35 protein-coding genes are annotated in these 20,254 nt (G+C 35.2%); 2 read left to right on the top strand and 33 right to left on the bottom strand.

Annotated features, from left to right (window positions below):
• Window positions 1-137 precede the first annotated feature (137 nt).
• The 5 genes from H1A07_RS01785 to H1A07_RS01765 all read right to left on the bottom strand — a co-directional run bounded on the left by H1A07_RS01785 (window position 138) and on the right by H1A07_RS01765 (window position 3,332).
• Window positions 138-1,073, bottom strand: a complete 936-nt coding sequence (locus tag H1A07_RS01785; RefSeq protein WP_094495747.1) for an AAA family ATPase — start codon at window positions 1,071-1,073, stop codon at window positions 138-140.
• Between the two features lie 106 nt (window positions 1,074-1,179).
• Window positions 1,180-1,857: a 2,3-bisphosphoglycerate-dependent phosphoglycerate mutase gene (locus H1A07_RS01780; protein WP_057719074.1), complete on the bottom strand. Its 678-nt coding sequence runs from the start codon at window positions 1,855-1,857 to the stop codon at window positions 1,180-1,182.
• 21 nt (window positions 1,858-1,878) lie between these two features.
• Window positions 1,879-2,121 (bottom strand): hypothetical protein, encoded by a 243-nt coding sequence (locus H1A07_RS01775; protein ID WP_057719075.1) that lies wholly within the window; start codon window positions 2,119-2,121, stop codon window positions 1,879-1,881.
• 1 nt (window position 2,122) lies between these two features.
• A complete protein-coding gene (locus tag H1A07_RS01770; RefSeq protein ID WP_057719076.1) occupies window positions 2,123-2,380 on the bottom strand; it encodes a hypothetical protein in 258 nt (85 codons plus the stop codon).
• A gap of 67 nt (window positions 2,381-2,447) precedes the next feature.
• Window positions 2,448-3,332: a cation diffusion facilitator family transporter gene (locus tag H1A07_RS01765; RefSeq protein WP_057719077.1), complete on the bottom strand. Its 885-nt coding sequence runs from the start codon at window positions 3,330-3,332 to the stop codon at window positions 2,448-2,450.
• A 92-nt stretch (window positions 3,333-3,424) separates the two neighbouring features.
• Between H1A07_RS01765 and H1A07_RS01760 the strand changes: the two genes are divergently transcribed.
• Window positions 3,425-3,751: an ArsR/SmtB family transcription factor gene (locus H1A07_RS01760; RefSeq protein WP_094498973.1), complete on the top strand. Its 327-nt coding sequence runs from the start codon at window positions 3,425-3,427 to the stop codon at window positions 3,749-3,751.
• A 26-nt stretch (window positions 3,752-3,777) separates the two neighbouring features.
• On the opposite strand, the gene H1A07_RS01755 is transcribed toward H1A07_RS01760, so the two are convergent.
• On the bottom strand, window positions 3,778-4,467 hold the full coding sequence (locus H1A07_RS01755; protein WP_094498972.1) for a histidine phosphatase family protein: 690 nt from the start codon (window positions 4,465-4,467) through the stop codon (window positions 3,778-3,780).
• A 270-nt stretch (window positions 4,468-4,737) separates the two neighbouring features.
• Between H1A07_RS01755 and H1A07_RS01750 the strand changes: the two genes are divergently transcribed.
• A complete protein-coding gene (locus H1A07_RS01750) occupies window positions 4,738-5,322 on the top strand; it encodes a DJ-1 family glyoxalase III (protein ID WP_094503293.1) in 585 nt (194 codons plus the stop codon).
• Window positions 5,323-5,558: 236 nt separating this feature from the next.
• Here H1A07_RS01750 and H1A07_RS01745 read toward each other — a convergent pair whose 3' ends face one another.
• The 27 genes from H1A07_RS01745 to rpsQ form a co-directional block, all read right to left on the bottom strand.
• Complete coding sequence (locus H1A07_RS01745; RefSeq protein WP_210145184.1) at window positions 5,559-6,425, bottom strand: NmrA family NAD(P)-binding protein; 867 nt, start codon at window positions 6,423-6,425, stop codon at window positions 5,559-5,561.
• A gap of 195 nt (window positions 6,426-6,620) precedes the next feature.
• Window positions 6,621-6,845, bottom strand: coding sequence for a hypothetical protein (locus tag H1A07_RS01740; protein ID WP_210145183.1), 225 nt, complete (start codon window positions 6,843-6,845; stop codon window positions 6,621-6,623).
• Between the two features lie 145 nt (window positions 6,846-6,990).
• Window positions 6,991-7,386 (bottom strand): 30S ribosomal protein S9, encoded by a 396-nt coding sequence (gene rpsI / locus H1A07_RS01735; RefSeq protein ID WP_003647805.1) that lies wholly within the window; start codon window positions 7,384-7,386, stop codon window positions 6,991-6,993.
• 13 nt (window positions 7,387-7,399) lie between these two features.
• Window positions 7,400-7,843 carry a 50S ribosomal protein L13 gene (gene rplM / locus H1A07_RS01730; protein ID WP_003647806.1) on the bottom strand — a complete coding sequence of 148 codons (444 nt, stop codon included), beginning with the start codon at window positions 7,841-7,843 and terminating at the stop codon, window positions 7,400-7,402.
• Window positions 7,844-7,945: 102 nt separating this feature from the next.
• A complete protein-coding gene (gene truA / locus H1A07_RS01725) occupies window positions 7,946-8,737 on the bottom strand; it encodes a tRNA pseudouridine(38-40) synthase TruA (RefSeq protein ID WP_094503297.1) in 792 nt (263 codons plus the stop codon).
• Between the two features lie 3 nt (window positions 8,738-8,740).
• On the bottom strand, window positions 8,741-9,538 hold the full coding sequence (locus H1A07_RS01720) for an energy-coupling factor transporter transmembrane component T family protein (protein ID WP_094503298.1): 798 nt from the start codon (window positions 9,536-9,538) through the stop codon (window positions 8,741-8,743).
• The gene (locus H1A07_RS01715) at window positions 9,538-10,401 is read right to left on the bottom strand and encodes an energy-coupling factor transporter ATPase (RefSeq protein WP_210145182.1); all 864 of its coding nucleotides are present in this window, start codon (window positions 10,399-10,401) and stop codon (window positions 9,538-9,540) included. Before H1A07_RS01715 ends, H1A07_RS01720 begins: the two co-directional genes overlap by 1 nt.
• Window positions 10,377-11,225: an energy-coupling factor transporter ATPase gene (locus tag H1A07_RS01710; RefSeq protein ID WP_210145181.1), complete on the bottom strand. Its 849-nt coding sequence runs from the start codon at window positions 11,223-11,225 to the stop codon at window positions 10,377-10,379. Before H1A07_RS01710 ends, H1A07_RS01715 begins: the two co-directional genes overlap by 25 nt.
• A gap of 178 nt (window positions 11,226-11,403) precedes the next feature.
• Window positions 11,404-11,787: a 50S ribosomal protein L17 gene (rplQ, locus tag H1A07_RS01705; RefSeq protein ID WP_003649454.1), complete on the bottom strand. Its 384-nt coding sequence runs from the start codon at window positions 11,785-11,787 to the stop codon at window positions 11,404-11,406.
• 26 nt (window positions 11,788-11,813) lie between these two features.
• Window positions 11,814-12,752 carry a DNA-directed RNA polymerase subunit alpha gene (locus H1A07_RS01700; protein ID WP_057717979.1) on the bottom strand — a complete coding sequence of 313 codons (939 nt, stop codon included), beginning with the start codon at window positions 12,750-12,752 and terminating at the stop codon, window positions 11,814-11,816.
• Between the two features lie 45 nt (window positions 12,753-12,797).
• On the bottom strand, window positions 12,798-13,187 hold the full coding sequence (gene rpsK, locus H1A07_RS01695) for a 30S ribosomal protein S11 (RefSeq protein ID WP_003647813.1): 390 nt from the start codon (window positions 13,185-13,187) through the stop codon (window positions 12,798-12,800).
• Between the two features lie 24 nt (window positions 13,188-13,211).
• A complete protein-coding gene (gene rpsM, locus H1A07_RS01690) occupies window positions 13,212-13,559 on the bottom strand; it encodes a 30S ribosomal protein S13 (RefSeq protein ID WP_057717980.1) in 348 nt (115 codons plus the stop codon).
• 33 nt (window positions 13,560-13,592) lie between these two features.
• A complete protein-coding gene (gene rpmJ, locus H1A07_RS01685; RefSeq protein ID WP_003647815.1) occupies window positions 13,593-13,709 on the bottom strand; it encodes a 50S ribosomal protein L36 in 117 nt (38 codons plus the stop codon).
• 14 nt (window positions 13,710-13,723) lie between these two features.
• Window positions 13,724-13,945: a translation initiation factor IF-1 gene (infA, locus tag H1A07_RS01680; protein ID WP_003647816.1), complete on the bottom strand. Its 222-nt coding sequence runs from the start codon at window positions 13,943-13,945 to the stop codon at window positions 13,724-13,726.
• Between the two features lie 74 nt (window positions 13,946-14,019).
• On the bottom strand, window positions 14,020-14,673 hold the full coding sequence (locus H1A07_RS01675; RefSeq protein WP_210145180.1) for an adenylate kinase: 654 nt from the start codon (window positions 14,671-14,673) through the stop codon (window positions 14,020-14,022).
• A 12-nt stretch (window positions 14,674-14,685) separates the two neighbouring features.
• A complete protein-coding gene (secY, locus tag H1A07_RS01670) occupies window positions 14,686-15,981 on the bottom strand; it encodes a preprotein translocase subunit SecY (RefSeq protein WP_210145179.1) in 1,296 nt (431 codons plus the stop codon).
• A complete protein-coding gene (gene rplO, locus H1A07_RS01665) occupies window positions 15,981-16,421 on the bottom strand; it encodes a 50S ribosomal protein L15 (protein WP_003649460.1) in 441 nt (146 codons plus the stop codon). The genes secY and rplO overlap by 1 nt, the downstream gene beginning before the upstream one ends.
• A 25-nt stretch (window positions 16,422-16,446) precedes the next feature.
• Window positions 16,447-16,632: a 50S ribosomal protein L30 gene (gene rpmD / locus H1A07_RS01660; RefSeq protein ID WP_024273012.1), complete on the bottom strand. Its 186-nt coding sequence runs from the start codon at window positions 16,630-16,632 to the stop codon at window positions 16,447-16,449.
• 9 nt (window positions 16,633-16,641) lie between these two features.
• Entirely contained in the window at window positions 16,642-17,166 is a 525-nt protein-coding gene (gene rpsE, locus H1A07_RS01655; protein WP_003647820.1) for a 30S ribosomal protein S5, read from the bottom strand.
• Between the two features lie 17 nt (window positions 17,167-17,183).
• On the bottom strand, window positions 17,184-17,543 hold the full coding sequence (gene rplR / locus H1A07_RS01650) for a 50S ribosomal protein L18 (protein ID WP_210145178.1): 360 nt from the start codon (window positions 17,541-17,543) through the stop codon (window positions 17,184-17,186).
• A gap of 27 nt (window positions 17,544-17,570) precedes the next feature.
• Entirely contained in the window at window positions 17,571-18,101 is a 531-nt protein-coding gene (rplF, locus tag H1A07_RS01645; protein ID WP_057717983.1) for a 50S ribosomal protein L6, read from the bottom strand.
• Between the two features lie 24 nt (window positions 18,102-18,125).
• The gene (rpsH, locus tag H1A07_RS01640) at window positions 18,126-18,524 is read right to left on the bottom strand and encodes a 30S ribosomal protein S8 (protein ID WP_003647823.1); all 399 of its coding nucleotides are present in this window, start codon (window positions 18,522-18,524) and stop codon (window positions 18,126-18,128) included.
• A 24-nt stretch (window positions 18,525-18,548) separates the two neighbouring features.
• Window positions 18,549-18,734 carry a type Z 30S ribosomal protein S14 gene (locus H1A07_RS01635; RefSeq protein WP_003647824.1) on the bottom strand — a complete coding sequence of 62 codons (186 nt, stop codon included), beginning with the start codon at window positions 18,732-18,734 and terminating at the stop codon, window positions 18,549-18,551.
• A 14-nt stretch (window positions 18,735-18,748) separates the two neighbouring features.
• Entirely contained in the window at window positions 18,749-19,291 is a 543-nt protein-coding gene (gene rplE / locus H1A07_RS01630) for a 50S ribosomal protein L5 (RefSeq protein WP_210145177.1), read from the bottom strand.
• Between the two features lie 14 nt (window positions 19,292-19,305).
• Window positions 19,306-19,545: a 50S ribosomal protein L24 gene (gene rplX / locus H1A07_RS01625; protein WP_057717985.1), complete on the bottom strand. Its 240-nt coding sequence runs from the start codon at window positions 19,543-19,545 to the stop codon at window positions 19,306-19,308.
• A 20-nt stretch (window positions 19,546-19,565) separates the two neighbouring features.
• Window positions 19,566-19,934, bottom strand: coding sequence for a 50S ribosomal protein L14 (gene rplN, locus H1A07_RS01620; RefSeq protein WP_003647826.1), 369 nt, complete (start codon window positions 19,932-19,934; stop codon window positions 19,566-19,568).
• Window positions 19,935-19,967: 33 nt separating this feature from the next.
• Window positions 19,968-20,234 carry a 30S ribosomal protein S17 gene (gene rpsQ / locus H1A07_RS01615; protein WP_003647827.1) on the bottom strand — a complete coding sequence of 89 codons (267 nt, stop codon included), beginning with the start codon at window positions 20,232-20,234 and terminating at the stop codon, window positions 19,968-19,970.
• Window positions 20,235-20,254 lie beyond the last annotated feature (20 nt).

Below are 20,254 nucleotides of genomic sequence, written 5' to 3'. Positions count from 1 at the left end.
ATTGTTATTTTTAATATTTTAGTTATATAAAATCTGTAATATTCTTACTAAAATAATCTTTTATATAAAAAAATGAGCAGGTAGAAACTGATACAATCCCAATTTTATCAGGATGGTCTTCAACCTTCTCATTTTTATTACCAAATATGTAGTAAACGAGTAGAATCAATCTTACTTAAATTAAATTGATGAACATGTTGATGTTCATTTTCTGGAAATTCTTTCACAAAATCAGCTACATTATATAATCCAGTTGAGTAAGACCAAACTCCTTTTACTTTTCGAATAGGATCTAGCATTTCATTTCGAATCGGATAAGCAGAAATTAAGAAATGCTTGTGGTGGAATTTAAATACAAAGTATGGGAGTCTAAATTGTTCAATGATTTCATCCCTAGTCTTACCTAGAGTAATTACGTTTCGATAAGTTCCATACTTTTTAGTAAATTCATCATTAAAAGAAAAATAGAAATTAGAAATATGAACATGTGGAAAATCTTCTGGCTTAACCTTATCTGGCACACAAACCACATGTGAATAATGATCTAAATTCTTTTCTCTTTGGCTTAAAGCTCGCTCCATTCCATTAGGTAAAATAGAATATGCCCAAGATGGTACTTCCGGGTTAGCTTCATATTGTTCATACATCATCTTTATTACGTCAGGCTTAACCCAATCATAATGCATTCTAGTTTGATTTCTGCGTAGTAAGCTTTCCAAGCTATTATTTTGCATTAAATCAACTACAAATAGTTCATAGCGATACTTTTCTACCCAAGGACGGAAGTGTTCAATTTTATCAGGTGTGATATGAGTACCATCGACAATAATCGTTTCACCATAGGCCATTTTATGCTGTACTAAATTATCAACCATCTGTTCTGTACGTACAGTTACGTGGCGAGGAATAACTTGGTGCAACTGATCTGTACTTTCCTCATAATAAACTGTCAAATCCGCTAGTAGCAGCCTAATTTCATCACGAGAAATAGCGTAAGGCTGCAAGTGGTGACGAGCAATGAAGGAAGATTTGCCTGATCCGGGTGCTCCTCTTAATAAAAATATTTTACGCATTATTTTCTCCTACTCTACAAGAATTTGTTCAATATACTCGTAAAAAATTTTACCATAAAAATACCTATACAAACTATTAAAAAAGAGTAGACCACTGTCTACTCAATTAGTGTAAAATTTCTTTTTTAATAATATGCAAGTCAGAATCAAAAGTATAAACGATTGGTTCCGCATTTGGAACTTCAACTTTTACAATATCTTTATTACTAATATTTTCGATTTTCTTGATAAGAGCACGCAAACTTGAGCCATGGGCTACAACTAATTGATCGTGACCAGCCATTAATTCAGGTGCAATATGGTCCCAAAAATATGGCATTAATCGCTCCTGAGTTTGATGTAAACTTTCTCCTTGAGGCATTAGACGCATATCATATTTTTGATATCTTCGATCTTGAACAGGTTGCGTTAAAAGTGGTGGCACACTGTCAAAACCACGTCTCCACTTTAATACCTGTTCTTTACCAAAGATCTTTTTTGAAACATCCTTATTAATACCGCGAAGTGCCCCATAGTGACGCTCATTTAAACGCCAAGTCTTAGTAATAGGTAAATATAAAAAGCTGCAAACATCCGCAATAATATCAGCTGTCATAATTGCACGTGATAAGACAGAAGTATGGATATGTGTTGGCGCAAATTCAGCTATTTTTTCTACCTTAAGACCTGCATTTTTTGCTTGTTCAATCCCCTTTTTACTTAAAGGCACATCATTCCAGCCCGTATAAACATTATCACGATTAGCTATACTTTCGCCATGCCTAACTAAAACTAATTTGGCCAACTTTCTTCTCACCTACCTCATTTAAATCATAAAAAACAAAATAATTCCAGTAATGGTAAAAACGACACCTAAGATTGTAAAGGAAATGACACCAACTTTTCCACTCGATGGAAGAGTTGTTAAAGCTCCTATAGTTCCCTTTGTCAGATTATCTTTAACATCTTTTTTAGTCATTTTCTTTTTTTGATAACGGTTATAGGCTATGTATAAATCCCATAATCCAATTAATAGCACTATAACTGCAACCCAAATATTTACCTTCATTTTATTTATCATCCTTGTGTATGCTTGTGCCATTTACTTTTTGGTCTAAGTTTCGAACTGCTTTCTTAAAAGCCTTTACGGAATTCTGATAAGCTTTTCCACCGTTTTGTTTCAAAAAATTTCCAGCTTGTTGTCCTTTTTCAGTTAGGTGGTCTTTGATATCGGGCCAATCATTTTCAGCAAAGTCCTTAAATTGGTCTGTAGCTTTCTTTTGATAATTTTTTAGATTTTCTTTTAGATCATTAGTATCAAACTTCATTTTTCTCTGCTCCTTAAAATAAAAGGCTTTGCCCCTATTTTACCAAATAGCAGCAAAACCAGATTAACTAATCTTCTTTATCGTCAAAAATCATTTTATCACTAATTCCATGTGTGCATTCTGCTTGAAGTGTCACATGGTTAATTCCAAGCGGCTTCAATTTTTTAGCAATTTCTGTGTATATCTTTTCTAATTGCACAGCATCTAAATTTTTATCCACATTAATATGTGCGTCTAACATCGTCACATTGTCTGAATATTGCCAAACATGCACATGGTGAATGTTATTCACATGTGGACAAGATAAGACTAATTCATTTATCTTATTTAAATCGATGCTAGGGTTCGTCTCCATTAAAATATTAGCAGCTTTAATAGTAACTTCATAGGCTTCTTTAAGTAAAAATACCGAAGCTGCTATCGTCAAAACAGGATCAACCCAGTAAATTTTCCAAATTGAAATTACAACTGCTCCAATCACAACTGCAACACTAGTTATGGCATCCGAAAGCATATTTAAAAATGTAGCTTTTGCATTAAGACTAGTTTTTGCTTCCTTCATAACTACTAGCATTGAAATGAGATTTGCAGCTAAACCAATTAAAGAAACAATTAACATAATTTTTCCCTTAATTGGTTCCGGATGGCTAAAACGTTGAATTCCTTCGATAAACAAATAAATACTAATTACTATTAAAATAATCCCGTTAGTAAAAGCTGCTAAGATCTCTGCTCGATCATATCCAAAAGTTTTACTATTATTTCGTTTTCTCTTAGCAATCAAGTTAGCCACAAAAGCTAAAATTATCGAACCTACGTCACTTAAATTATGCACAGCATCCGAGAGCAAAGCTAAGGATCCAGAAATAGCTCCCCCAATAAACTCAGCAATTGTAATAATAATATTTAATAGTGTTACCCAAAAATAACGTAATGATGATTTATCTTTCATGTTTATTCTCCATAAATATATCGAATTTGATATACTTATATGCAGAAAGTATAATATTCCATTTTTGATATATTGTCAATGAGGTTTAGATAATGAAACAATTAGATATATCCCTAGTCAATGAAGCAGCTAAAATATATAAAGTTTTAAGCAATAGTCGCCGAATTTCTATTTTATTTTTTTTACGCAACTCTTCTGGAGAAGTTGCCGTCTCTACAATCGCAACTAATCTTGAGCTGGCCCAACCTATCGTCTCAAAACAATTAGGCATTTTAGAAAAGTATAATTTAGTTAAGCATCATAAACATGGAACACATGTATTTTACTTTTTAAATGATCCTGATGTTTTATTTATGATTGATGCCATGATTGAACATGTAGAACATTCTGCAAAAGAGCATCCTTCAAATTTATATTAAAAAAGATGCAACTTGATAGCTGCATCTTATAAATTCGGGATATCAGTATTTTTAACACCGTAATTAATTATTCTAAATTTTCCATTATCATCAATAATTCCTCGCGTAACACTTCCGTTATCTGGAAATGGAATATCATGATCATGACTAGTTTGATCCCAATACTTAATTCCTAAAGTTTTAATAAAGTCACCATGAGAAACTATTAAGACTCTTCCGACCCCCTTAGTTTCTTCAGCTAATTGACTAATTGCCTGATTCATTCGATTATCTAAAGCTTCTGCATCTTCTGCTAAATGACGTGGGTCAGCTTTTTTAGTAGCTTCACGAAAATCATGAATTCCTAAAGTCTGAATAATTTTTACCACATCACTTGTAGGCTCCATTCCGCCGGCCTTGGCAACCTTTTTCCAAGTTTCATCAATATCGTCACCCTCAAAAGTACCGAAAAATACTTCACGAAATGCTGGGAACTTCTTAATCTTTCCTATTTCTGAAACCTCATTTGCATCCGCAATTAAGTGAACTGTATCAATGGCTCTCTTCAAATCAGAACTATACATTTTATCAAAGTGAACCTGAGATAAATTCGATGCAGTTACTTTTAAATCATTAATTCCTTTTACAGTTAATGGTGAATCTGCCCAACCTTGAACTTTATTCAACTGATTAAACATCGTTTCCCCATGTCTTACTAAATAAACTTCAGTAGCCATCTTTTTACCCTCTTTTCTTAAATTGTTTCACAAATTCTGTCTCAATTATCTCAATGTTAACAGAATACTGCGTTAATTCAAGTATTTTAAAAAACACTACTACATTTAGTGTTTCACAATTTTTTCTAATACAATATCTTTCGCTAATTTTTCCTCTATATTTATATACGCATTTTCTTGATTCTTTTTTAATCTTCAAATTAAAAAATATTATTTTAATGCGTTAAAATAAAAAATGTATAGTACTTAATAAAAAAGGAGGACTTTTAAATGACAAAAATAGCTGTTGTCTTCGCAGATGGCTGTGAAGAAGTTGAAGGCCTTAGCGTTGTTGACGTATTACGTCGATTAAATATTGATTGCGATATGGTCGGTTTAGATAAAAAAGAAATTAATGGTGACCACCATATTTTACTTACTTGTGATAAAGTTGTGGATGATTCACTTCTTGATTATGACTTAGTTGCCTTCCCTGGCGGAAGAACTGGCGCTTTGAACTTGAGAAATAACAAAAAGCTCGCTGACTTAATGATTCAAAGAAATAAAAATGGTAAATGGGATGCTGCAATGTGTGCTGCTCCAATTGCTTTAGGACACTATGGCTTACTTGAAGGAGCTAACTACACTTGTTATCCAGGTTTTGAAAAACAAATCGAAGAAGAATGTCCAAATGGCCACTTCAGCACTGATATTACTGTTGTGGATAAAGAACACAAAATCATTACTAGCCGCGGACCTGCTACTGCTTGGGCATACGCCTACACTATTGCTCGTACCTTAGGCTATGATACTAAAGAATTAGAAAAAGCTATGCTTTACGATTACTTAGCTAAGAATATTGATCAAAGTCTCTAATTATTTTTATCGAAAAAGAGATCAGATTTTAATGTCTGATCTCTTTTTTCGTATATAACAGTTAAAATAATAAGATAACTTTTAATTCATACCTAAATTAAAAGTACGTGTAGCTAATAGCAAACTTACGGTCTTTTCTCAGCATTGCGTCTACACTTATAATTACAATTAATTTTTCTCTAAGCACTTACTATATTTAGTATAACATATTTTATTTTAAATTAAACCATTAGGAACTATAATCGCGCAATTTGATAACCATTTCTTAAAAAGTGTTCCATCTCTTCTGGTTCTCTTCCAGTTAACCTATGAAAATCATCAGACGTCGCACTCAGCAAGCCTTTAGCACCACCTGCATACATTGAAGCAAGTTCTACTCCATCACCTTCATCAGCATAAATTTTAGCAAATTCATCGGTTGTCACTGGTGCATAACCGATTTGATGATCTGTAATTCGAGACATAATATAAGATAGCTCAACCATATTATAATTTTTATCCATACTTAAAAGATACGTTTGTCCCTGATCTCTCATCACTGGTTGCATAGCTAAACAAGCAATTGCATGTGCACTATCATTACGAGTTATAAATGATAATGGCTTAGCTCCAACCGGATAAATAATATTCTTACGTTGAATCAACTCATCTAAGTCCGGAACTAATGGATCGGCATAAAGACTATTTTTTACAATGCTATATTCAATTCCTGAGCTAGCAAGTCTTCTTGGTACATATGCATAAAATGGAGACATCACAAATGGATTATTTTCTTGATCTGCGAAAAAACTTACAAAAATCAATTTAGATTTAGCTTCTTTTACAACTTGTAAAACATTTTCAAATTCTGTAATTCTTTTCTGCAAGTTATAAGTAATGCTTGGAATATAAATGACAAGATCAATTCCGTCAACGGCTTTTTTTAACGTATCCAAATCAAAATAGTCTAGTTTAACTTTTTCCACAGCTAAGTCACTAAACTTGTCAGCCTTTTTTAAATTATGGATTCCAACTCGGATATTAGTTTCCGGAGTCATTGTTCTCAGCCAACGAGTAACTTTTTCTCCTAAATTGCCTGTTGCTCCTGTAATTAAATATTTCATATAAATAATATAGAACCTTTCTTAAGATTAACTTTCTATATTATTATAGTTCAAAACCTTTATGAATTCTTAATCTTAGTTTAAATATATGGTTTTAGTTATTAAGCTATTATGTCTAACCTTTTTTCTGTTACTTGACTAATTTAATTTCATTAAAGATAAAGATATTACTTTATTTATAAACTATATTATAAATTATTCACCTTTCACTAAAGAAGCTCTTTTAAGCTTATAAAATCTCCACTGATACTTAATTGATTCAAATATCAAATAAATAAATCCAAATTCAAATGTAAGTCTTAGCCAAGACCATGAAATAAGATTACGAAAAACAACCCCCAGTAGAAGCAGGAAACTTGCTATATAAAGTCCATAAAGATTATTTTTTATATCTTGCATTTTCTTGTCGTTTGCTTTCACTTTAATCTTTCCTTATAAATAATGCTTTTAATTTTAATAAAATTATAAGTAAAAATATATCATAAACTAAAAATCTGAACAATATTTTTCCAACAAAAAAGACATCCCTTTCGAGATGTCTTTTGCATAAAACGTAATATAAATATTAACGCTTTGAGAATTGTGAAGCTTTGCGGGCTTTCTTCAAACCTGGCTTCTTTCTTTCCTTCATTCTTGGGTCACGAGTTAACATGCCAGCCTTCTTAAGTGGACCACGGAAATCTGGGTCAACTTCAAGAAGTGCACGTGCAATACCTAAACGAATTGCACCAGCTTGTCCTGAGAAACCACCACCGTTAACATTAACTTCAACGTTGTATTGACCTTCAGTTTCAGTTAATGCTAATGGTTGCTTCATATCTTGAACCAAGTTAGGGTATGGAATGTACTTAGTTACGTCTTCTTTGTTAATGGTAATTTGACCATTGCCTGGTACTAAACGTACGCGGGCAACAGAATCTTTACGACGACCAGTTCCAGCGTAAGCTGCTTGTTGTGCCATTATTTAAAACCTCCTAGATTAATTCGTTGATGTCTAACTTTTCAGGCTTTTGTGCTGCGTGTTCGTGGTCTTCACCAGCGTAAACATGCATCTTCATGAATTCTTGGTGACCAAGAGTATTCTTTGGCAACATGCCTTTTACAGATAATTCAACTAATCTTACTGGGTTCTTAGCTAATAATTCACCGGCAGGAGTAGCTCTTAAACCGCCACGGTAATCTGAGTGGTGGTAGTAGATCTTATCAGTTGCTTTTTTACCAGTCAACTTCAATTTACCTGCGTTAACAACAATAACATAATCACCAGTATCAACATTTGGTGTATATTGAGGCTTATTCTTACCTCTTAAAATTGATGCTACAGCAGTTGATAAACGACCAAGTGAAACATCAGTCGCATCGATAACATACCACTTACGTTTAATATCACTAGTTTTAGCTAATGGGGTAGTACGCACTTTAAATTCCTCCGTTTTTCTTCTGTTTGACAAACAATAAGTTTCCGGGGCCTATCGTGGACAAACATACGTATACTAATTTACGTCGTTTTGTCCAAAAAGTCAATCTTTTTTAAGGTCTAATCGATATTTTTTAGGAACATCTTCATAAAAAACATGTTGTAAATATAAACCACTTGCAGGTGCCGTTGTTCTAACTTCTTGACGATCTTTGGCAGCCAAAACTCGTGGTATATCATCTACTGGACGCTTCTTATTGCCAATTTCCAATAAAGTCCCAACTAGGATTCTCACCATGTTATATAAAAAACCATTTCCAATAAAGTCAAAAATAATTTTTTTATTATCTGGATCAGAAGTGATATTTACGTAATAAATTGTTCGAACTTTATCAACAATTTGTCCACCACTTGCTGCAAAACTAGTAAAATCATGTTCCCCAATCAAGTCTTTAGCAGCTTTTTGCATTAGTTGAATGTTTAAAGGATATGGATAATGTCCCGTATAAAAACGATTAAAAGGATCAGTAAAACGATGTTGATCTACAATATAGCGATACCATTTTCCTTTAGTTGAATATTGCACATGAAAATTAGAATCTACAATTTCACTATCAAAAAACACTGTATCAATCGGCATGAGTGCATTTAAAGCTAGCATCATATTCTTAGCAGGGATCTTTTTCCCAGGATAGTCAAAATGTATTACTTGTCCTTTTGCATGAACTCCAGCGTCTGTTCGTCCAGAACCATGTACAACCACTCTTTTTCCCTTAGTCATCTTTTTCAGTGCTTCTTCTATTACTCCCTGCACTGTTCGTTCATTTGGCTGAATTTGAAAACCATGAAAAAGATGCCCATCGTACGCCATTGTTAATCTATATCTTGTCGTCATTGTTTAATATGTCCTTGTAAGCAATAAAATTAGTGTTAAGAGCGTGAAATAGCCCAAGTTAATCCAATCATACTTTGACCACTTTAAAACGCGATAACGTGTCCTTTTTGCCCCTTCTCGGTAGCCTCTTGCTTCCATTGCGGTTGCCAAATCAATTGCGATTGTTAAAGAACCAATGAATAATGGAATTAAAATTGGAATAATTGAATGAATTCTTTTAATTAATCCTCCACTGTTAAAATCAGCTCCTCGCGCTCTCTGCGCATTCATAATTCTAATAGCTTGATCTAATAATATGGGTACAAATCTAAGGGCAATGGACATTACAAGAGCAATCTGAGCAACTGGCACTTTTAAGTAACCTAATGGCTTTAAAATCCATTCCATTCCATCGGCAATCTCCAAAGACGTTGTAGTTAAAGTAAGAACAGTAGAAATTAAAATAATCATTACAAAACGAATGAAAATAAAAATAGAATTTTGAATACCATATTCACTAATATTCAAAATTCCCCAGTGCCAATATATTTTTCCACCAGTAGTAAAAAACAATTGTAAAACTGATGTAAAAAGAATCAACCAAATTAAAGGTTTGACACCATCCCAAAAAACTTTTGGTTTTAACTTCGTAGCCCAAACTGCAAGTAGAGTAAAAACAGATAAGAACAAGTAAGACAACCAATTATTAGCCAAGAAAATAATGACAATGAATAAAAATGTAGCAATTATCTTTCCCCTTGGATCCATTTTATAAATAATTGAATCACCCGGAATATAACGTCCAATAATTATTTTGCTCATTAATTTCCTCCCTTCGCTCTTAACTCTTTTGAAATCTCTTCTACTAACGATTCAACAGTAAGCGGCATCGATGAAAAATGAAAACCAACTTTTTGCAAACTACGAGCTAGCTTACTCGGGGCGGGTTCATCTAAATAATGTTTTTTTACCCAATCGGCATCTGAAAAAACTTCTTTTGGACTAGCATGTTTAATCATTTGCCCTTGTTCTAGGACCAACATATCATCCGCATATTTACTTATATCCTCCATATTATGAGAAATTAGAACCACTGTATGTCCCAGTTGTTGATAATTTTTAAAGATGTCAAACATCTGCTTTTGGCCTTCTGGATCTAATCCAGCAGCTGGTTCGTCTAGACATAAGATATCTGGTTCATAAGCCATTACTCCAGCAATCGCTACTCGTCGCATTTGTCCTCCAGAAAGTTCAAACGGAGATTTACTCATAGTTTCCTCTGGGAGACCTACTTTTTCAATCCAGCGCATAGCTTGCTCTTTAGCTTTTTCTTCTGAAAAGCCAAAATTAAGCGGTCCAAACATTACATCTTTAAGAACAGTTTCTTCAAAAAGCTGATTTTCTGGAAACTGAAAAACCAAACCAACTTTTTTTCTTATTTCTTTTAATACTTTATTTGGTGTATCAACAGTAATAGTTTGATTAGCAATAGTAATACTCCCCTTACTCGGCAGTAATAATCCATCAAAATGCTGCATCAATGTCGATTTGCCACTACCAGTATGACCCGCAATTGCTACAAAAGATCCATCTTTTATTTCAAAAGATATGTTACTTAATCCCTGAGTCTGAAAAGGGGTTCCGGGAGCATAGACGTAATCTACATTTTTAAATTTAATTGACACAAATAGTTCACCAACTTTTTTTCATTATCAATTTCTTGAGGAACAGATATTCCCCGCTTTATAAGTTTGTTTTTAACCTTATAAAATAATGGTAGTTCTAAACCAGCACTTTTAATTAAAGATTCATCTTTAAAAATCTCTATTGGTGAGCCACTAGCAAGAAGGGTTCCCTGGTTTAAAACAAGTATTTGATCTGCTTGAGACGCCTCATTAATATCATGCGTAATCGAAAATATAGTCAACCCATTTTCTTTTTGTACTTTTTTAATGAGGGCTAGAATCTTATCTTTCCCTGCTGGATCCAGCATACTAGTGGACTCATCTAAAATAATTAATTTCGGACCAATTGCTAAAATTCCTGCAATAGCTACTCTTTGTTTTTGACCACCAGATAAATATTGTGGCTCACTTTTTTGAAATTTTAACATTCCTACCTGATTAATTACATCATGAACAATGGTTTGCATTTTTAATCTTGGAACTTGTCTATTTTCTAAGCCAAATGCTACATCATCTTCAACAGTTGCTCCCACGAATTGATTATCAGGATTTTGAAATACAATACCTACCTTATCTCTAATATCCCACATCGTCTTTTCATTAAGAGTAATTCCATCAATTTGGATTAAAGTTTCAGAGTTTTCATCAGGTAAAAGGATTCCGTCTAACAGACGTGCAATTGTCGACTTCCCACTACCATTATGACCAACTAAGGTTGTCCATGAACCTTTTGGAATATTAAAGCTAACGTCGTTTACAGCTGGATGTTTTGTGTCCCTATAAGTAAAGGAAAGATGCTGAACCGTTACTATATTATCTTTCATAAATATCACTACTCTTTTTCTGTATATGCCATTGTATCAATTATAAAAAAAGAGCAAAAAAAAATCATCCACAAAGAGGGATGATTTAACATCTAAGCTAGACTAGGCAAAAGCCACCATCATCACGCTTATTCTCGCTTTTGTGAAAGATTTATAAAATAATATTAAATTAACGTTATTAAACTAATTCAATGATTACCATTGGAGCAGCATCACCCTTACGTGGGTTAGCTAACTTATACATTCTAGTGTATCCACCATTACGGTCTTTGTAACGAGGTGCAATATCACTGAAAAGTTTTTGAAGTGCTGATTTTACAACAACTGCATCTTTTTCTTCGTGAATATCAGCGATTTCATTACGAACAAAAGCAGCAGCCTTTCTTCTAGCACTTAAATCACCGCGTTTACCTAAAGTAATCATTTTTTCGGTAGTTTTACGGATTTCTTTAGCACGGGTTTCAGTAGTAACAATGCGTTCGTTCATGATCAATTGGGTAGTCATTTCTCTAAGCATTGCTTTTCTGTGTGCACTATCGCGACCTAATTTACGGTATGCCATGAGTTTTCCCTCCTTATTATTCCAACTTAGTCATCTTGACGAAGTGATAGACCAAGGTCGGCAAGTTTATTCTTTACTTCTTCTAATGACTTACGTCCTAAGTTACGTACACGCATCATATCTGCTTCAGATTTATCAGTTAATTCTTGAACAGTATTAATTCCTGCACGTTTCAAGCAGTTATAGGAACGAACAGATAGATCAAGCTCTTCGATCGTCATTTCAAGCTTCTTCTCGTTCTTATCGTCCTCTTTTTCTACCATTACATCATCAAACTGCGCATCCATATCAGTAGACATAAATACCTTGAAGTGTTCTACAAGAATCTTCGCAGCGAAACTAAGGGCATCATTAGGTGTGATTGAACCATCAGTCCAAATTTCTAAAGTTAATTTGTCATAATCGTCTCTTTTACCAACACGAGCACTTTCAACTTGGTAGTTAACTTTTTTGATTGGTGAAAAGAGTGAATCAACGGGGATGACACCAATAGGCATGTCATCTGTCTTGTTTTCACTTGCGGGAACATAACCACGACCAGATTTGATCGCAACGTTCATATGCAAATGGCCACCATCAGCAATACTACAAATATATTGATCTGGATTTAAGACCTCAATATCAGAGTCGACCTTTAAATCAGCAGCAGTTACGATTGCTGGACCAGTTACATCGATTTCAGCAATTTTTTCTTCATCTGAGAGTGACTTTAACTCTAGTTTCTTCAAATTAAGAATAATTTTCGTGACGTCTTCTCTTACGCCAGGAATTGTTGAAAATTCATGCAATACTCCATCAATCTGAATGTAAGAAAGTGCCGTACCTGGAATAGAAGTAAGTAAAACTCGACGGAGTGAGTTACCTAAAGTAGTCCCGAAACCGCGTTCCAGTGGTTCGACAACAAACTTACCGTATGCCTCCTCTTGGTCTACTACGGTAATATTTGGTTTTTCAAATTCAATCATTACTGGGCCCCTTTCAAAACGTAATGTCCTGCACGCAGGAATAAACTAGACACGACGACGTTTTGGTGGTCTGGAACCGTTGTGCGGCACTGGAGTAACGTCGCGAATTGCAGTAATTTCAAGACCTGCAGCTTGAAGTGCTCTAATAGCAGCTTCACGACCTGCACCAGGTCCCTTAACTGAAACTTCAACATGCTTCATGCCTTGATCCATTGCAGATTTTGCAGCTGCTTCTGCGGCCATTTGAGCAGCAAATGGTGTAGACTTACGACTACCCTTGAAACCTAAAGCACCAGCGGAAGACCATGCGACTGCGTTACCTTGTACATCAGTAATCATGACCAAGGTATTGTTAAACGTAGAATGAATATGAGCAACGCCGCTTTCAACATGCTTCTTTACACGGCGTTTACGTGCTGTTTTCTTTGCAGCCATTAACTTAACCTCCTATTTAATAAATTATTTTCTCTTTGAACCCTTACGAGTACGAGCATTGTTCTTGGTATTTTGACCACGAACAGGCAAGCCACGACGGTGACGAATACCACGGTATGAACCGATTTCAACTAAACGCTTAATGTTAAGACTAACTTCACGACGAAGATCACCTTCAACACGGTATTTATCTACTTCGCTACGTAATTTTTCTTGATCTTCTGGAGTCAAGTCATTAGTACGAACATCTTCAGAAATACCAGCATCTTTACAAATCTTTTTTGCAGTTGGTTCACCAATACCATAGATATAAGTTAATGCGACTACAACTCTTTTATTTCTGGGTAAGTCAACACCAGCAATACGTGCCATTAAATTGCACCTCCTAATAAAAATATATAACTATTAACCTTGACGTTGTTTGTGCTTAGGGTTTGCAGAGCAAATCACCATAACACGACCATGTCTTTTGATAATCTTGCAATGTTCACACATTGGTTTAACAGATGGTCTAACTTTCATGTTTGCCTCCGTAATTACTTAATAAAACGATACGTAATCCTACCCTTAGTTAAATCATATGGTGATAATTCAACTGTTACTCTATCACCAGGTAAAATTCTAATGTAGTGCATTCTAATTTTACCAGATACATGAGCTAAAATAGTTGCACCATTTTCTAATTCAACTTTAAACATAGCATTAGGCAAGGTATCAACTACCTTACCTTCAACTTCGATGACATCTTCTTTTGCCAAAATTGTTCCTCCACATGAACAAATAAGTTACACTTAGGCATTATAACACGGAACGTAAAAAAAACAATAACTGACTAATCTTTACTTAAAATTTTGTCAATGTCTTCAAATACTTTTTCCGGAGTTTGTTCACCGTTAACAGTTGAAAGAATTCCCTTTTCTTCATAAAAATTACGAAGTGGAGTATTCATCTTCTTGTTAACTTCTAAGCGATTTTTAACAACTTCTGGCTTGTCATCCTCGCGTTGGAAAAATTCATGTCCACCGCAACGATCACAAGTACCTTCTACCTTAGTTGGATTTGAAATTTTGTTATAAGTTGCACCACAATTTTTACAAATGTAGCGTGCTGATAAACGTTTTATTAAAACATCTTCATCAACATCAATTGCAATTACATTAGTTAACGGTTTATCTAACCGCTTAGTTATATCTTCAAGAAGTTCAGCTTGAACAGTGGTTCTTGGAAATCCATCTAAAATAAAACCGTTCTTAGTATCAGGTTGCTTAAGACGTTCTTCAACTAACTTAGCTGTAACTTCATCTGGAACTAAATTACCTTTGTCAATATAACTTTTAGCTTCTAAACCAACTGGAGTTTCATTAGCCATAGCCTCTCTAAACATATCGCCAGTAGAAATATGAGCTAAATGATACTTATCCACAATACTTTCAGAAGCTGTTCCTTTGCCCGCACCAGGCAAACCTAAAAGAATTAAATTAATCATTTTTATCCTTACTTATCTAATAAATCCAACGTATTCGCGCTTCATTAGTAACCCATCAACCTGACGAGCTAATTCTAAAACCACACCAATGACGATTAAAAGACTTGTTCCACCTAGTCCGATTGAACTTGGAAGACCAAAAATATTCGTAGCAAGTTGTGGCAATAGGGCTACAAGTCCTAAAAATACCGCACCTACTGTAGATAATCTAATCAAAATTTTAGATACATATTTCTGTGTATCTTTTCCTGGCCAAACGCTAGGAATATAGGCTCCTTGCTTTTGCAAGTTCTCAGCCAACTTTTCTGGATTTACTTGAACAAAGGCATAGAAGAAAGTGAACAAAACAATTAATAGTGTATAAATTAATGCACCTGGTGTGGTTTGTAAACTAAAAATTTGATTACAAATCTTAAACCATTGTTCATTTCCATGAGATCTTTGGAAAGCCATCAAAATTGTAGCTGGTGTAATAATAAAGGAACTGGCAAAAATAACTGGAATAACTCCAGAAACGTTAACCTTTAATGGTAGGAAACTTTCGGAGCCACTTGTTGCTGCTCTACGAGTATATTGTATAGGTACTCGTAAATCAGCCTGTTGAAACCATGTAACAAATTGAGTTACTAGTAAAATGGCAATAATGATCGCGATGAAGAACAATATCCCTTGCCAACGATCGCTAGCACTATTATTTATAATGAAATCTTTAAACAATTGATAAATTCCATTCGGAAGGCGAGAAATAATTCCTGCAAAAATAATTACAGATACTCCATTTCCCAATCCCTTATCAGTGATTTCATCACCTAGCCAGGTCAAAAGCATTGTCCCAGCCGTCATAATAATGGCAATCTCAATATAAGTTTGAGGAGTTTGTGTTTTAACCAAACCCATTTCAGTTAAAACATTAAAACCAAGAGTAATACCAAGACTTTGAACGAAGGCAACTACTAAAGTAAGATAGCGTGTTACCTGATTTGTTTTTCGTCTTCCGACTTCTCCTTGCTTTCCCCATTCAACTAATTTAGGAACAATATCCATTTGGAGTAATTGGATAACAATCTGAGCAGTAATGTAAGGTGAAACACCAAGTGAAAAAATAGAATATGTATCTAGTCCACCACCACTTACTGTATCCAACATTGGGACCAAACCAGTTTGTGCAACCTGTGTAATAGCTTTTGCATTAACACCCGGAACTGTAATATTAGCCCCGATACGATAAAGCAATAGGATAAAGAGAGTGAAAAAGATTTTTGATCTAATATCTTTATCCTTAAAGGCGTTCTTCAAGGTCGAGAACATTAGATCACCTCAACAGTTCCGCCAGCGGCTTCAACAGCTTTTTTAGCAGCTTCTGAGGCTTTGTTAACTTTTACAGTTAACTTAACCTTTAATTCACCGTTAGCTAACAACTTAACTCCTGCAAGTTCTTTTTTAACTAAACCTGATGATTTTAATGTATCGATAGTTACTTCACTACCATCATCAAATCTATTTAAATCATTTAAATTAATAATAGCGTATTCTTTGCGGTTAACATTCTTAAAACCACGCTTAGGCATTCTTCTGAATAATGGCATTTGACCACCTTCGAAACCTAAACGAGTCTTACCACCAGTACGAGCTAATTGACCTTTTTGTCCGCGACCAGCAGTTTTTCCGTAACCACTAGAAGTACCACGACCAACACGCTTTCTGTTGCGACGTGAACCTTCATTTGGTTTTAATTCATTAAGCTTCATTAATTGGCACCTCCTTGGATTCTAATTACTTATTAACCTCTTCAACTGAGATCAGGTGAGCAATCTTCAATAAAGCGCCACGAGTTGCAGCGTTGTCTGGAAGAACAACAGTGCTATTTACCTTACCAAGACCAAGAGCTTTAACAATTTTTCTTTGTTTTGGAAGACGGTGTGCGACGCTTTTAATTAAGGTAACTTTTAAATCCATTATTTAATCTCCTTAATCTTCTAAGCTTTTTGCTGACTCACGAAGCTTCAAAACATCTTCACGAGTTTTTAATTTACTCAAACCGTCCATAGTAGCACGGATAACGTTGATTGGTGTATTTGAACCAAGTGATTTAGAAGTAACGTCTGAAATACCAGCTAAATCCATGATAATACGAACAGCCCCACCAGCAGCAACACCAGAACCAGCTTCAGCAGGCTTCAACATAATGTTACCAGAACCGTAATGGCCCATAACTTCATGTGGAATAGTAGTACCAACAGTAGGTACCTTAATCATTCTCTTCTTACCAGCTTCAACAGCCTTGCGGATAGCTTCTGGGACTTCTTGAGCCTTACCAGTACCAAAACCTACATGACCTTTTCTATCGCCGACGATTACAACAGCAGCAAATCTCATGCGACGACCACCCTTAACAACCTTGGTGATCCGGTTAATTGCTACTAATTGATCTTCAATATCGTCTTTTTTACGATCTTTACGAGAATCTCTACGAGAATCGTTGCGGTTTGCCATTAGTTAATTCTCCTTTCCTAGAATTCTAATCCGTTTTCACGTGCTGCATTAGCAAGAGCTTGTATACGACCGTGGTATAAGTAACCACTTCTATCAAATACAACACTCTTGATATTTTTCTTAGCAGCAGTTTCAGCCAAAGCTTTACCTACTTCAGCAGCTTGTTCCATCTTAGAACCTTCAGCTGAAATATTTTTATCATTTGTTGAGGCACTTGCAAGCGTTACACCCTCTACATCATCAATTAATTGAGCGTAGATGTTTTTGTTTGAACGGAAAACACTTAAGCGTGGGCGCTCAGCAGTACCAGAAATCTTTCCACGAATACGTTTATGACGCTTTAAGCGTAATTTGTTTTTATCTGGTTTAGAAATCACAATTTCACCTCAAAAATTTTCTATTTATTATTTACCAGTCTTACCTTCCTTGCGACGTACATATTCATCTTCGTAACGAATACCTTTACCCTTATAAGGTTCTGGTGGACGAACATCACGAATTTCTGCCGCAAATTGACCAACAACTTGTTTTGAAATACCTTCAACTTCAATTGAAGTTGCTGATGGAGTCTTAACAGTAATACCTTCTGGTGCTTCAAATACAACTGGGTGAGAGTAACCAACATTTAATGTTAATTTCTTACCTTGTGCAACTGCACGGTATCCAACACCAACCAAAGTTAACTTCTTAACATATCCATCAGTTACCCCTTCAATCATGGAAGCAAGATTTGCTCTTTCAGTACCATGAAGAGCTTTGTCAGCTTCACTTGAACGGCTAAAATGAATTTCTCCATCTTTTTGTTCAAAGGTAATGCGTGGATCAAAGTATCTAGTAAGTTCACCTTTTGGTCCCTTAACAGTGATATCGTCACCATTCTTGGTAACTGTGACCTTTTCAGGAACCTCGATGACCTTTAAACCAATTCGGCTCATTAATAGTTCTCCTTTCTGTCAAAATTACCAAACGTAAGCAATAACTTCGCCGCCGACGTTCTTTTCTCTAGCTTCTTTATCAGTAATCACACCTGCAGAAGTAGAAATGATAGCAATACCAAGACCATTAAGAACTTTTGGTAAGTTTTCTGCACTTACATAGTTTCTTAAACCAGGCTTAGAAATACGCTTTAAACCTGAAATAACACGTTCATTATTAGGACCATATTTCAAGAAAATCTTGATCATACCTTGTTTGTTGTCATCTTCAACTTGGTAATCGCGAATAAAGCCTTCGTTCTTTAAGATTTCACTAAGTGATTTCTTCATTGATGATGCAGGAATCTCAACAGAACTGTGTTTTGCCATATTAGCATTTCTAATTCTAGTCAAGTAATCTGCAATAGGATCTGTCATGACCATTTAATTTGCCTCCTTTACCGTTAATTACCAACTTGCCTTTTTAACACCAGGAATTTGACCCTTGTGTGCTAAGTCTTTTAAGCAAATACGGCATAATTTGAACTTGCGGTAAACAGAGTGTGGACGGCCACATCTCTCGCAACGAGTGTATTCACGAGATGAAAACTTAGCAGGACGATGATTTCTGACGATTTGTGATGTTTTAGCCATTAATGTCCTCCAAATTATTTAGCAAAAGGCATACCAAACTCAGCAAGAAGTTCACGAGCTTCTTCATCTGTGTTGGCAGTAGTTACAATAACAACGTCCAAACCTCTAACACGGTTTACCTTGTCGTAGTCAATTTCTGGGAAAATTAATTGTTCTCTGATACCTAAAGTGTAGTTACCACGACCATCGAATGATCTTGAACTAATTCCACGGAAATCACGAACTCGAGGAAGAGAAACGTTGATCAACTTGTACAAGAAATCGTACATTCTATCTCCTCTAAGAGTAACCTTAGCACCGATAGACATACCTTCACGTAAACGGAAGTTTGCGATTGATTTCTTAGCTTTAGTAATCAAAGGCTTTTGGCCTGAGATTAAAGTTAATTCTTCTACAGCTTCATCAAGATTTTTCGCATTAGAAACTGCATCACCGACACCCATGTTTAACACAATTTTTTCAATTTTAGGAATTTCCATAACTGAATTGTAGTTAAACTTTTTGTTCATAGCTGGTGCGATTTCATTTGAATATTTTTCTACTAAACTGTTTGCCATATTCGTCCTCCCTCCTATTTATCGTTATTTTCTTTTTTAGCAATAACTTTTACATTAGATGCATGGATAGAACCTTCTTTTTCTACCACACCACCATTAGCGTTGGCTTGTGAAGGTTTCTCATGCTTTTTGATCTTATTAACACCTTTGACAACGATACGGTTAGTCTTGGCGTTGACTGAAAGTACAGTGCCTTCTTTGCCTTTATCTTTCCCGGCAATAACTTTTACTTTGTCACCTGTTTTAACAAACATCAGTGCACCTCCCTAAAAAATTATAAGACTTCAGGAGCAAGAGATACGATCTTCATGAAATCGTGCTCACGCAGTTCACGGGCAACTGGCCCAAAAATACGAGTTCCACGAGGACTCTTATCAGCATTAATTACAACTGCTGCATTTTCGTCGAACTTGATGTATGAACCATCTTCACGGCGTGCACCTGATTTTGTTCTAACAATAACTGCTTTTACAACATCACCTTTTTTGACAACGCCACCTGGTGTTGCTTGTTTAACAGCAGCAACTACGATATCACCAATATTACCGGTCTTACGCTTAGAACCACCTAAAATCTTGATAACTAGGAGTTCTCTTGCACCGGAGTTGTCAGCAACCTTTAAACGGCTTTCGTGTTGGATCACTAGTTTATCCTCCCCTCAATAAAATCCGCGTAATTAAATTGACTTCTTAACAATCTTAGTTAGACGGTAACGCTTCGCATGTGATAATGGACGGGTTTCCATGATACGAACAGTATCGCCAATCTTAGCTTCGTTGTTTTCATCATGAGCGTAATACTTCTTTGAGTACTTAATACGCTTCTTATAAACAGGGTGGTTCTTGTAAGTATCTACAACAACTGTAATAGTCTTATCCATCTTGTCAGAAACAACTCGACCTTGGTATACGTGACGATTATTTCTTTCGTTAGTTTCGCTCAAGTTAATAACTCCCTTCCGTT

The sequence above is a fragment of the Lactobacillus taiwanensis genome (genome assembly GCF_017894345.1).
Lineage (GTDB): Bacteria > Bacillota > Bacilli > Lactobacillales > Lactobacillaceae > Lactobacillus > Lactobacillus taiwanensis.
The sequence above is the reverse complement of the archived record's forward strand: the minus strand, read 5'-3'. Positions and strand labels throughout refer to the sequence as shown.